11 protein-coding genes are annotated in these 13,025 nt (G+C 61.4%); 6 read left to right on the top strand and 5 right to left on the bottom strand.

Annotated elements, in window-relative coordinates; all coding sequences use genetic code 11:
* Positions 1-78: 78 nt before the first annotated feature.
* From FXO12_RS01170 to FXO12_RS01155, 4 genes are all read right to left on the bottom strand, one after another.
* Positions 79-1,011, bottom strand: a complete 933-nt coding sequence (locus tag FXO12_RS01170) for a pyridoxamine 5'-phosphate oxidase family protein (RefSeq protein ID WP_057974999.1) — start codon at positions 1,009-1,011, stop codon at positions 79-81.
* 79 nt (positions 1,012-1,090) lie between these two features.
* Positions 1,091-1,975 carry a LysR family transcriptional regulator gene (locus tag FXO12_RS01165; protein WP_057975000.1) on the bottom strand — a complete coding sequence of 295 codons (885 nt, stop codon included), beginning with the start codon at positions 1,973-1,975 and terminating at the stop codon, positions 1,091-1,093.
* A complete protein-coding gene (locus tag FXO12_RS01160) occupies positions 1,975-2,895 on the bottom strand; it encodes a LysR family transcriptional regulator (RefSeq protein ID WP_057975001.1) in 921 nt (306 codons plus the stop codon). The genes FXO12_RS01165 and FXO12_RS01160 overlap by 1 nt, the downstream gene beginning before the upstream one ends.
* A gap of 171 nt (positions 2,896-3,066) precedes the next feature.
* A complete protein-coding gene (locus tag FXO12_RS01155) occupies positions 3,067-3,699 on the bottom strand; it encodes a glutathione S-transferase family protein (protein ID WP_034128205.1) in 633 nt (210 codons plus the stop codon).
* Positions 3,700-3,915: 216 nt separating this feature from the next.
* On the opposite strand from FXO12_RS01155, the gene FXO12_RS01150 reads away from it, so the two are divergent.
* The gene (locus FXO12_RS01150; protein ID WP_054898365.1) at positions 3,916-4,992 is read left to right on the top strand and encodes an aldo/keto reductase; all 1,077 of its coding nucleotides are present in this window, start codon (positions 3,916-3,918) and stop codon (positions 4,990-4,992) included.
* A gap of 355 nt (positions 4,993-5,347) precedes the next feature.
* On the top strand, positions 5,348-6,553 hold the full coding sequence (locus FXO12_RS01145; protein ID WP_057975002.1) for a DUF1835 domain-containing protein: 1,206 nt from the start codon (positions 5,348-5,350) through the stop codon (positions 6,551-6,553).
* A 15-nt stretch (positions 6,554-6,568) separates the two neighbouring features.
* On the opposite strand, the gene FXO12_RS01140 is transcribed toward FXO12_RS01145, so the two are convergent.
* On the bottom strand, positions 6,569-7,090 hold the full coding sequence (locus FXO12_RS01140) for a hypothetical protein (RefSeq protein WP_014719098.1): 522 nt from the start codon (positions 7,088-7,090) through the stop codon (positions 6,569-6,571).
* A gap of 204 nt (positions 7,091-7,294) precedes the next feature.
* Between FXO12_RS01140 and FXO12_RS01135 the strand changes: the two genes are divergently transcribed.
* The 4 genes from FXO12_RS01135 to FXO12_RS01120 are packed head-to-tail and all read left to right on the top strand — an operon-like array spanning position 7,295 to position 13,021.
* A complete protein-coding gene (locus tag FXO12_RS01135) occupies positions 7,295-7,978 on the top strand; it encodes a molecular chaperone (RefSeq protein WP_232458770.1) in 684 nt (227 codons plus the stop codon).
* A 23-nt stretch (positions 7,979-8,001) separates the two neighbouring features.
* The gene (locus FXO12_RS01130; RefSeq protein WP_054898363.1) at positions 8,002-8,985 is read left to right on the top strand and encodes a fimbrial protein; all 984 of its coding nucleotides are present in this window, start codon (positions 8,002-8,004) and stop codon (positions 8,983-8,985) included.
* Between the two features lie 57 nt (positions 8,986-9,042).
* Complete coding sequence (locus FXO12_RS01125; RefSeq protein ID WP_057975004.1) at positions 9,043-11,841, top strand: ATP-binding protein; 2,799 nt, start codon at positions 9,043-9,045, stop codon at positions 11,839-11,841.
* On the top strand, positions 11,828-13,021 hold the full coding sequence (locus FXO12_RS01120) for an EAL domain-containing protein (protein WP_003192443.1): 1,194 nt from the start codon (positions 11,828-11,830) through the stop codon (positions 13,019-13,021). Before FXO12_RS01125 ends, FXO12_RS01120 begins: the two co-directional genes overlap by 14 nt.
* Positions 13,022-13,025 lie beyond the last annotated feature (4 nt).

Here is a 13,025-nt window from a genome sequence, read left to right as displayed (position 1 = left end):
GTGCCGCCGCCATCGCAGCCTCGCTGGGGCTCGACAGCTCCCACACTGGATAGGCTGCGCCTGGGAGAGTGCGCCAGGCTACCAAGTACCCATCGCCAGGCTGTGCGGCGAAAACTCCGCGAATTGCCACCGCAACGCCAATGCTGCCGGGCGGCGGACCACATGTTCCACCGTTACCGTCCACAGGCGCTGCGCGCCTTCGAACTCAGCCACTTGCGGCCCGCTCAGGATCAACGAAGTACGCCCGGCCACTTGCAGCACGTCACCGGTCTCAAAATCAACAAACAACAACCCCGCCACCGGGTTGGCGTGCAGGTTGCCGAGGGTGTTGAAGAACAGGTTGCCGGCAAAATCCGGGATGGTCAGTACGTTGCCTTCCACCCGCACAAACCCCGTGTTGCCGCCGCGATGGGAAACGTCCACCGAGCGTTCGCCGTGCTGGTCGACGTAGCTGGCGACGAAGAAGGTGTCGGCTTGGCGGATCAGCGCTTGAGCCGCATCGTCCAGGCGGCGGCTGCGCTCGGCCAGGTTGCCGGGTTTGCGTGCAATGCCAGCGACGGGCCGCAGTTGGATGTATTTGGGGCAATTGCCGAAGGTGTGCACTACGTCCACCGCAAAGCCCTCATCCTCAAGCGATCCGATCCGGCCATTCATGCGATTGCGGCGGCGGGTGTTGAGGTCAATGCCCAGCAGGCCGATCGCCGCGCCATCCGTTATCCCAGTCCAGGCGGGATCGCTTTTGGCGGGCAGGCTGTCGATCTGCAGCGTGTGTGGGTCCGGTGAATGCGCAAACCCTGGAGCGCCTTCCAGCATCGTTGCCCAGGGGATGCCTTGTTCGTCCACCACACCCGCGATCAAGTACGGCAGCAGCGGATAAAAATCGCGGTGCTGCTCAGGCAAATGATCACGAATGACCTTGGGCCCGATCATGGCCATGCGTTCAGAGACGCCGGCACTTTCCTGCATGTGTCGTTCGCCGACATGCCAAGGGGTTGCTTCAATCGAGTGCATGGCGCTCACCTCCGGTTAGATACGAGCATGCTGCGCCCAGGCCGTAATGGAGAGAATGCCCACCCAGGGCAATCCACTATTACGCCAACTGAAACGCCGGATGCTCGCGCAACGCGGTGACGCAGTAGTCGACAAAGCTGCGCACGCGCATCGACGCATGACGGCCTTCGCGGTAGACCACATGCACCGGCTGCGGCGGCAACTCGAAGGTAGGCAACAGGCGCTGCAACTGGCCGCTCGCCAGGTGTTCGTGCAGTGGGTAACTCAAGGCTCGAATCACGCCCGCCCCCTGCACCGCTGCATTGATCGCGCCTTGGACAGTGGCGCAACGCAGCCGGGCGCGAGCCTTGAGGGTGTAATGCGGGAAATCCCAGTGCACCGGGTCGGCGCTGGCAATCAGATGATGCTGCTTGAGTTCAGCCGGATGCCGGGGTTCGCCCCGGGTCGCCAAGTAAGCGGGGCTGGCGCAAAGGACAGTGCCCACCTGCCCGACTTGCCGCGCAATCAGCGACGAACTGGGCAATTCGCCGACCAGCACCGCCACGTCCAGCCCTTCTACGTGCAGGTTAGGGAAATAGTCGTGGTAATGCGCGATGACACGCACCGCTGGGTAGCGATCCGCATAACCGGCCAACAGCGGCGCCATGACATAGCGGCTGAACAGTAACGGCAGAAATATCCGCAGGTCGCCCTGGGCCTGCACATGCAAACCGTTGGCCGAGGCCTCGGCCGCGTCCACCGCTGCCAGCAGGCGCACGCAGTCGGCAAGGTAAGCCTGGCCTGCGTCGCTCAGGCTGACCCCACGGGTGCTGCGATGCAGCAACACCACACGCAGGCGTGCCTCCAGGCGCGCAACCGCACGTACCAGCGTCGGCCCGGAAACCTGCGCATGACGTGCCGCCGACGCCAGGCTGGGTTGCCCGGCCAGCGCGGCAAACAGCTGCATATCGCGATAACGCTCCATCAGGCACGCTGCTTGGTCGCGGCGTTCAGGGCCGGGTCCTGCCCGAGGCGATGGCTGAGGAAATCCACAAACGTATTGACCTTGGCCGGTACTCGGCCGTTTTGCTGGAACACCACGTGGATCGGCAGCGGCGCCGGTTCGAAATCCTCCAGTACCAGTTCCAGTTCCCCCGCCGCCACCGCTGCCGCGACTTGATAAGACAGCACCCGCGTCATGCCCCACCCCAGGCGGGCCAGGTTGATCGCGGCATTGTTGGCGGTGACAACCAGGCGTGGCTCGATGGGTACCTTCAGCGGCTGGCCGGCGTCAACGAATGTCCACTCACTGACCAGTTGGCTGGACGATGAGGTGACGAGCTTGGCCTCACGCAACTGCTCGGGGCGCTGGGGGCGCCCGTGTTGGTCAAGATAAGCCGGCGATGCGCACACCACCCGGCGTACTTCGCCGACCTTGATCGCTTGCTGCCCGGATTGCTGCAGGTGGCCGATACGCACCGCCACGTCAACACCTTCGTCGGTCATATTGACCACCCTATCGACCAGCAAGGCGTTGATACTCACCAACGGAAAACGGTCCAGATAATCCCCCAGTACCGGCGCCACATACAGCTCGCCAAACAGTACCGGTGCGGTCACCGTCAACTGGCCGCCCGGGATGGAGTAGCTGCCCGCCGCCGCTTCCTCGGCTTCGTCCAGCTCGGCAAGGATGCGTCGGCAATCGTCCAAGTAACGCTGGCCGGCTTCGGTCAAGTGCAGGCTGCGGGTGGTGCGCGCCAGCAACTGCGTGCCGATGCGTTGTTCCATGGCGGCAATGGCGCGGGTCACGCTGGGCGGCGACGTGTTCAGGCGCCGGGCGGCAGCAGCGAAGCCCTCCTCCTCGGCCACGGCCAGGAACACCTGCATTTCATGAAATCGATCCATCTTTACGCCTTCTGATTATGTGTCCCCCTGTGGCGAGGGAGCTTGCTCCCGCTGGGGCACGCAGCGGCCCTGAAAGCTGCCAGCGCGGTTTGGCTGAATAAATACGGCAGCCTTGTTGGGGCTGCTGCGCAGCCCAGCGGGAGCAAGCTCCCTCGCCACAGGTGTTGGGCTTCAACTCGATTGCAAACCGACAGCCGTGCGCGGCATGCCGACAAAACCCGGCAGTGCTTCGATGCTGGCGAGCCAGGCGCGTACCTCAGGGTAGTCGGCCAGGGACACATTGCCTTCCGGCGCATGGGCCACGTAGGTGTAGAAAGCGATATCGGCAATGCTGGGCTGCTCACTGGCGAGGAAACGGCTCTGGTTCAGTTGCTGTTCCATCACGCTCAGCAAGGCATGGGCACGGTTGATTGCACTGACAGTGTCCACCTCGGCGCCAAACACCGTGGCCAAGCGCGCCGTGGCAGGCCCGGCATGGAGTGGGCCGGCGGCGGCCGAGAGCCAACGCTGCACCCGGGCTTGCCCGACAGGGTCGCTCGGCAGCCATTCGCCGCGGCCATAGGTGCTGGCCAGATAAATCAGGATCGCATTGGAGTCGGCCAGTACCGTGCCGCCGTCATCAATCACCGGCACCTGGCCAAAGCTGTTCAGGGTGGTGAGGAACTCAGGCGTTTTATGCGCACCTTGCTTGAGGTCCACCAGGATAAATTCACTCGCCAGCCCCAGCAGGGACAACATCAGTTCGACCCGGTGGGAATGGCCGGACAGGGGGAAACCATAGAGTTTGATCGCAGGCTGGGTCATGACAGGCTCCAAATGAGTGGGTATCGACGCCAGGGATGTTCTACCACTGCCATGTCTGGCGGAATGACCAGGATTCACAATCCAGCATTTCATCCAGCGAAACAATCCCTCGTGCACGTCGCAGCCAAGCCTGGCGCGAGGATTTCATGAAAAAATTCAAACTATCGCCGCCCCCGTCGTTCACACCTTCACGTGCAACGTTAAGTAGGAGGCAACATGCAGTACCGACAACTGGGTCATTCCGGCCTGCTGGTATCGGAAATCATCCTGGGCACCGTGCCCTTTGGCGGTCGCGCAGAGTTTGAAAAATGCGGTGCGGTGGACGTGCCCCTGGCCAAGCGCATGTTCGATATGGCGTTCGACGCCGGGGTGAACATGGTCGACACCGCCGACCTCTATTCCCACGGCCTGGCCGAAGAAGTGGTGGGCAAGGCGCTGGGCGACAAGCGCAACGACATTCTGCTGGCCACCAAGGGCCGCAGCCCGGTAGACGACAACCCCAACAACTCCGGCTCGTCGCGCTACCACTTGATCCGCGCCTGCGAAGCCAGCCTCAAGCGCTTGGGCACCGACCACATCGACTTGTACCAACTGCACAACTGGGACGGCATGACGCCAATCGAAGAGACCCTGGAAGCCCTGCGCCTGTTGGTCGGCTCGGGCAAGATCCGCTACTTCGGCACCAGCAACTTCACCGCCTGGCAGATGATGAAAACCCTGGGCAAGGCTGAACTGCACGGCATGCTCAAGCCGATTACCCAGCAGATCTACTACACCCCGGAATCCCGCGAGGCCGAGTACGAGTTGCTGCCGTTGGCCCTGGACCAGCAGGTTGGCACTTTGGTATGGGGCCCGATGGGCGAAGGCTTGCTGACCGGCACGACCCGACGCGGGCACAAGCCGCCCGCCAATACCCGCCAGGGCAGCGGTTGGCCGGAACCCTACGTCCACGACCAGGAGCGTGCGCTGGACATTATCGAGACCCTCGCCGCCGTCGGTGATGAACACGGCGTCTCGGTCGCCCGCACCTGCCTGGCCTGGCTCAAGGATCGCCCGGGGATCACCTCGCTGATTATCGGCGCCCGTACGGAAGCACACCTGCGCGATAACCTGGCGGCCACCGAGCTGAAACTCACCGAAGAGCAGTCGGCGCGCATCGAAGCCGTCACTCGCCGTCAGCCGTTGTACCCCTACTGGCACCGCTTCACTGCCGGGATTGATCGTTTTGACCCCGCGGAGCAACCCTTCCTGGCCGAGCATCAAAAAACCCTGGATGCGCGCCAGGACAAGTAAAACAGCACCCGCTCCAATGCCGATGAATTAAGCGAACGCAATGCTCAAAGCAACGAAGATCCAATGTGGGAGCTGGCTTGCCTGCGAAAGCGGTGGTGCAGTAACAGATGCAGCGACTGACCTACCGCTTTCGCGAGCAAGCCCGCTGCCACACAGGGACTGCGCTTGACTGAGTGGCACTGGGGCAATGCCCACATTTTCAGGGTTGCACCGAACGGCAATGCTGCCTATATTTCCCGTCTGGCGCTCTCTACGCCACCTTCCGCGGAAAGGGCTGCGCCCAAGACATCCCAGCTCCACCTCATTTCTACGACTCCCAACCTTGAAGCGGAAAAGGTTTGTGCAAGGAGCTCGTATGTCGCAACGCCCTTTAGCCTCCACTACCCATGGCCGCCTCAACCTTGAGCAGCAGCGCAAGCGCGCCAAGGAACTGTTGTCGCAGCTGAAAAGCCTAGACCCCAGCGCAACCTTGTCCCAGGCTCAATGGCAGGTAGCCAAACAGCTGGGCTTCGCCAGTTGGCCCAAGCTCAAGGCCCACGTCGACGCCCTCGACTTTGCCGCCCGCCACCCTGGTTTCGATGCCAGCGATGAATCCCGCACCACTCATTGGCGGTGTGGTAATGATATTGCCCACAGCCTGCAAGTGGCCGGGTTCAAGGGACAGTTCCGGATGCTCACTGACCCGTTGTGCATGGGGCCAGTGCGTGAACTACCCAGCGAAGCGTTCCGAGCGATGCGCAGTACCTTTATCAGTCAGGCCTTTGCCCTTGACTCCACTGAAGTTGCGCATCGCATCAACGATGAATACAACCAACTACAAGCCTTGAACAACGCCGATCACAGTGTGCTGTGGTGCGAGGCGGACGCCTACGATCAATTGTTCCTGGTCCGCGCCCTGGCTGGCCTTGAGCAGGCGCCGCGCAAGCTGGAGCTGATTGAGGCAGACCGAATTCCCGGCGTCGAGCGATTTATCGGCATAGGCCAATTGGCCCCCGATGTGCTGGCCTGGCTCTGGCCGCAGCGGCGCTTGATCGACGACGACGCAGTGCAGTTGGCCAAACGGGCCTGGTCGGCTTACTGCGACAGCTCACCGCTCAAGCTCGCGGAACTGGCCCATGGCAATCACCCTGCCCTGCCCTTTCTGGCGCCGGCGTTACGGCGTCAGTTACAGGAGTTGCCGGGTCTCGAGGACGGGTTGTCACTGACTGAACGTTTGTCCTTGAAATATATTACTGAGGTCGGGCCTGTGCCTTTCGGTCGGGTGTTTGCCGAGTTGATGGCCAAGCGCGAGCCACTGCCTTTCCTGGGCGATATGATGTTTCACGCGCTGCTGCGCCCATTGATTGATGGGACGGCGCCGCTGCTGATCGAGACCGAAACGAACATGGAGTGGCCGCGCCGCGTATTGGCGCTGACGCCACTGGCGCAGCAGGTACTGGACGGCAATGCCTGCTGGCTGGACCACGCCAGCCATGAGCGCTGGGTCGGTGGTGTGTGCCTGCGGCCACGGCAACCTCATTGGGCACTGGACCATGATGATCTGCCCGTCTGGCGTGACTGATGCTGCACGATACGATCAGCGCTTGGGAAACAACCCCACGGCACATGCCACCACCGTCGGGTCGCCTTGATAGACCGCCCGCGGGCTAATCGAAGGCTGGGACGCTCGGCCGTCCACGGCGTGCAGCATGGGCCACTCAGCGATCGGAGAACTGTGTGCCGGATCGACAATTTCCATGCAGCGACGCAGGGAGGTGAAGTCGGGCGACTGTGACAATGACAGGTGCAGGGTCTGGCTAACCGAGACCGACACCACAGAGCGCTGCGCACATTGCCCGTCATAGATCAGCGTGTGGCGGATCAACGGGTTGTCATGGCAGTACTTGAGCAGGTTGACCTGCCGTGAGTGCACCAGCGCAGTGTTGATGATCAGCAGGTCAAACGCCACAACGCCCGAGCGTGTCAGTGCCTGCAACTCGTCGAACGAACTCAACGGGGCGATGCGGTGATAGCCCAGCTGGTTGAGCATTTTCTCGATCTTGATCCGTTGCAAAAGCTCTGCATCGGCAATCAGAAGGCGTAACGCTTTATTGGACATAGGGTAAACCTGACAGTTGGGCATCCGCGTCGATCATTCAACGCTGAGCAAAGTAACCGTCAGGGGTGAACCCTGACTTTAAGGCGATTCTGAAACGGCAATCAGGGGCACACCGTACTTTTAAGAATCGCCTCAAAGCCTTCGTGCCACTCGCTACCTACCATGGTCTGCGTTCCCTCACCCGACCATGGAATTGCCGTGTTCATGTTTATACTCAGAGCGGTGCTGCTGGCCTGCGGGCTGCTGGTGCTTGCGCCCCCGCCTGCCAATGCGGCGCTGAAGATCGAAGGCACCCGCCTGATCTATTTCGGCCAGGACAAGGCCGCCGGTATCAGCGTGGTCAACCAGGCCTCGCGGGAAGTGGTGGTGCAAACCTGGATCACCAGCGAGGACGAATCAGCCGACCGTACCGTGCCCTTTGCCGCCACCGAGCCATTGGTACAACTGGGCGCCGGGGAGCATCACAAGCTGCGCATACTGTATGCCGGTGAGGGCTTGCCCAGCGATCGTGAATCGCTGTTCTGGCTCAATATCATGGAAATCCCGCTCAAGGTCGAAGACCCCAACAGCGTGCAATTCGCGATCCGCCAGCGGCTCAAGCTGTTCTATCGCCCTCCCGCACTCCTGGGCGGCTCGGCCGAGGCGGTGCAGCAGTTGGTATGGAGCAGCGACGGGCGCACGGTGACGGCCAACAACCCCAGCGCCTTCCACCTATCGCTGGTCAACCTGCGAACCGACAGCCAGACACTCAGCGATTACCTGCTGCTCAAGCCTCATGAACGCAAAACCCTGACCGCGCTCGACGCTGTACCCAAGGGCACCACTCTCCACTTCACCGAAATCACCGATATCGGTTTGCAAGCCCGTCATAGCACGGCGCTCAACTGATAAATCACGGGGTATTTGAACCGATGTCACTGACCAAACGCTGTTTACCGCTTCTGGTGTTGGCCTGCGCGGTCTTGCCCGCCACCAGCCACGCACTGGCCTGCCGCGAGGACGGCACCAACTCGATCATCACCCAGGAAGCGCTGGGTACGGCGCTGGCGGTCGCCGCCGACGCACCTAACGGCACTATCATTTGGGAATCAGGCCCGCGCTCGACCAATGTCATCTGCAAGGACGACTACCTCCACGGCCGTGAGGAAGTGTATTTCTACGTCAACCCCGCCAGCGTGAGTATCGGCACCGGGATTCGCGTGGGCATTCGCTACAACAACCAACCGATTACCCAAAGTACCGGCAAGGTCGGTACCGGTTTTTTCTCCGACCGAGGCTGCAATTTGTCCAACTGCGTGGGCTGGGACAAGGCGCGCTTCACCCTCAATTTCAGCGTGTTCATCGAGAAGTACGACCCCACGCCACCGAGCGGCCAGGCCAGCACGCTGACCTCTTACCGCGTGTTCCAACTGGACGGCGTGCGCGGGCTCAACTCACGCCCCAACAGCAACTTCAATTATGTGGTCACTGGCATGAACGATATCCGCTTCGTGCCTTGCACTCCCGAACTGACCATCAGCCCCAGCGTGGTCAACTTCCCCACACCTTCGCGCAAAGCCTCGATCGGTGAAGTCGCCAGCAGCGCAAACTTCAGCCTGAACCTGCGCAAGGGTTGCGACACGCCCTATACCGTCAGCGCACGCTTCGCCACCACGCCGGGCGGCGGCAGTGTGAACAATGGCCTGCTGGTGCCGGACAACAACAGCTCAGTCGGCATCTCGCTATCTCGCGCCGAGAGCCAGCAGCAACTGCCCTTCAATAACTGGTTCACGCTGCAGGAACTGATGGGCCTGGGCCAGAGCCACGATGAATTCCGGGCCGACCTCAAGTGGCGCACCCTACCGATTCCAGGAGCGTTCGATGCTGCCGTGGTGGTGGATATGTACTACAAGTAGGTGATTTTTAAGGATCGTCTTATGCCACCGGCAAAGGCCCAGACGTAAAGTCCGCCGATGCGATTGAAAAGTTATCTGCTCCAGATCAACCCCGTCCTCTCCCGACCCGAAGCAGCCAGAAGGCTGCTTCGTATTTTTGCGAGCGTGCTGCTGGTAGGCATCCTCAGCGGGGTCTATACCTTTTTGCTGTCGACCTTCAACAACGACATCTCCCAGCGCCGCGGCTACATGAGCAGCGCCATTGCCGAAGCCCATACCTTTTTCACCAACCGCCAAGCCCTGCTCGAAAGCCTGAGCCTGTCGGCAGTGCGCAAGCAGTCCAGGGTCTATCCATCCTCGGCCGAAGAACAGCACCTGGAATTGGGCGACACATCGGGCAACCAGTGGAGCATCTGGCTGACCGCACGCATGCGCGACTACCTGAAGGCCAAACAGCTGAACCTACTCTATGTCAACGCCGGCCCCAACCCGCAAGTGATGCGCCTTTACGACGCCACCGCGCAGGTATTGCCGATTTCCAAATGCATGCTCAACCGCCTCAAGGCCCTGCAGCACACCGACCCGGCCACACTTAACGAACTTTGGCTGAGCGACAGGACTGAACAGCACTCGCACCTGTACATCTTCATCCGCCTGGACGAACGCGACCCCGACTCCGGCTGGCTCGGCCTGGAGATGGATAGCCGTGAAGTCTCCTCGACACTCAGCGACCAGAGCGCCGGCGAGTTCATGATGCTCAATTCCCAGGGCATGCTGGTGTTCACCAACAGCACCGATACACAGTTGAGCCAGCAACAGCTGAGGCCCGGCGAAGACAGTTTTTTCGGTTTTGTCGGCAACGGCTGGCTACCCGACCACCTGGTGATTCGCAAACACCTGAAGTCCTCTGAGTGGCAGTTGATGTACTCCATCGACCTGCGTGCAGTGGTCACTGGCCTGTGGAAACAGCTGCTCGGTTCGTTGTTGCTCTGCCTGTTCAGCCTGACGCTGATCGGGCTGGTGATGCGCCGCGTCGACCAGCGTTTTATCATTCCGTCGATCCATCGCATCCAGGCGCTGATCGAAAGCGAAGCCTTCGGCCGCGATGTGATCCAGACCGCTCCTGTGGCCCTCTGCGTGCTGCGCCGCACCGACGGCCAGGTGGTACTGGAAAACGCCCTGGCCCAGCAATGGCTGGGTAACGGGCCGGAGCGCGAGGCGCTGCGCGCCGGCTGGATCGAGCAAGCCTTTGCCAACGGACCTTCCGAGCGCAGTGACTACTTTGAAACCATCGATGGCCGTCACCTGTACCTGAGCAGTGCACCCACCCGCTACAAAGGCGAAGACGTGCTGTTTTGCGCCTTCAGTGACATCAGTGCGCGCAAGCAGGTCGAGGCGGCGCTGGAAGAGGCGCGGCAATCGGCGGACGCAGCCAACGCGGCAAAAACCCTGTTCCTGGCGACCATGAGCCATGAAATCCGTACACCGCTGTATGGCGTGCTCGGCACCCTGGAACTACTGGCGCGCACGCAACTGGATGCACAACAAAAGGACTACTTGCAGGCGATCGAAGGCTCATCGTCGACCTTGCTGCAACTGATCTGCGATGTGCTGGACGTATCGAAGATCGAGGCCGGGCAGTTGGCACTGGAGATGGGCGAGTTCTCTGCGCTGGACCTTGTGCATGAAATCATCCAGGGCTACGCCGCAGCGGCCCACGCCAAGGGCCTGCAGTTGTATGCCTGCTTTGATCCCAAGCTGCCGGAACGTCTGATCGGCGACGTAACGCGCATCCGCCAGATTCTCAATAACCTGCTCAACAACGCGGTGAAATTTACCGACTATGGGCGCGTGGTGCTGCGGGTCAAAGTGCTGGGCCGCGACGGAGAACGCTCCAGTCTGTTGTGGCAAGTCTCGGACACCGGCAAAGGTATCGCCCAGGAAGACCAGGCGATGATCTTCGAGCCGTTTTACCAGAGTGAGGGCAATACCAATGTGGTCGCCGGCACCGGCCTGGGCCTGCCTATCTGCCAGCGTCTGACGGAGTTGATGAACGGCAATATCCGCATGGTCAGCGAACTCGGCCTGGGCAGCAGTTTCAGCCTGATCCTGCCGTTGGAAGAAGCATCTGTTCCACCGATGACACCGTTGCTGGCCGAGACCATTTACGTAGCCTCGCCGATCCCGGAACTGGCAAACGCCATCGCCGGCTGGTTGCGCCGTTGGGGCGCGAGGGCCCAAGCCGGCTTGCCGACGCTGGCGGACACACATCTGCTGTTGCAAGTGCACCCCGGCAGTGTCGACCCGTTGCTGGTGCCCGAGTGGCCCGGGCCGGTGATTCACGTGAGCAGCAACGCCTGCCCCGGCGTAGAAGCCGACGCCGGCGCCTGGCACGTCAACCTCAACCACCTGGGGGCTATTCATCAGGCCGTGAGCCAGGCGCAAGGGCTATGGGTGGCCCGTGCCGATGAGCAAACGCACCGGCGGGATCTGAACAAACTCAACCTGCACCTGCTGGTGGCCGAGGACAACATCATCAACCAGCTGATTTTGCGTGATCAACTGGAAGAACTCGGCTGCACCGTGGAGCTGGCGGCCGACGGTCAGCAAGCGTTGCAGCTCCACACCGCCGGCAACTTCGACGTGGTGTTGACGGATGTGAACATGCCCCATATCAACGGCTATGAACTGGCGCGTGAACTGCGGCGCCAGGGCTGCACGTTGCCGATTATCGGGGCCACCGCCAACGCCATGCGCGGCGAGGCCGACCTGTGCCTGGCCGCCGGCATGAACCATTGCCTGGTCAAACCCTTTGCGTTGCGGGCTCTATTCAACTCCCTGGCGCCTTATGCACGGATCACCCATGAAGCCCCTTAGTATTCTGATTGTCGAGGACCATCCCCTGCAGCATATCTACCTGCAGAACTTGCTCAGCGAGTTGGGAGACTTCCTGCTCGAAACCGCCGAGGATGGCAAAGAAGCGCTGGAGCGCCTGCGCCAGCGGGACTTCGACCTGGTACTGACCGACCTGCTGATGCCCGGCATGGACGGCGTGCAGTTTATCCAGTGCCTGGCCAGCCTGCGCTGCAAGCCGGCGCTGGCAATCATGAGTGCGGCGTCGAGGCGCATGCTGATGGCGGCCAGCCTGGTGGCGAAAAACCTCGATGTGGAAGTGCTTGGCCTGATTTCCAAGCCCGTGAACGCCGAGGCCTTGCGCACCCTGGTCAACCAACTCAGGAACAGGGTGCGCACGCCTACCCCCGAACTGCCCGAGCACATGGACATCGACCGTCACACGCTGGTGCAGGCCATGAGCAGCGGCCAGTTCCAGGCCTGGTTCCAGCCGAAAAAATCCCTGGCCAACGGCCGTATCGTCGCTGCCGAAGCCCTGGTGCGCTGGATGCACCCCGAACAAGGCGTGATGCTGCCTGCCGCGTTCCTGCCGGCAATCAAGGCGTTCGAACTCGAGGAGCGGCTGTTGTGGCTGGTGCTCAAGCAAGCGATCCACGCCCAGGAACACTGGCGCCAGCGCGGCTATGAAATTCCAGTGTCGATCAACCTGCCGACCCACTTGCTCAACAGCCATGACCTGGCCGACCGTTTGCTGGAGTTCGTGCTGCACCACGATGGTATCCCGGGAATGATCTGCTTCGAGTTGATGGAATGTTCGGTGCCGCAGGACATCAGCAATTTCTACGCCGGCGCCTGCCGATTGCGGATCAAGGGGTTCGGTTTGTCCCAGGATGATTTCGGCAAGGGCTACAGCTCCTACCTCAATCTGGTGTCCACGCCATTTACCGAACTGAAGATCGACCAGGCGCTGGTGCAGGGCAGCCACGACAACGAAGGCATCGCCCAGGCATTGGCGAGCATTATCGCGCTGGGCCGCAAGTTGGGTCTGACGGTGGTTGCCGAGGGCGTGGAGACCCCGCAGCAATTGGCGCTGCTGCGCAAAATCGACTGCAATCAGGTGCAGGGGTTCCTGATCTCTCACGCAGTGTCTTCGGACCAATTTCAGCAGCTACTGAACAATGATGGCCCCGCGACATCTCACTAGCTGG

It is taken from the genome of Pseudomonas sp. J380, from assembly GCF_009827115.1.
GTDB lineage: Bacteria > Pseudomonadota > Gammaproteobacteria > Pseudomonadales > Pseudomonadaceae > Aquipseudomonas > Aquipseudomonas paracarnis.
The sequence above is the reverse complement of the archived record's forward strand: the minus strand, read 5'-3'. Positions and strand labels throughout refer to the sequence as shown.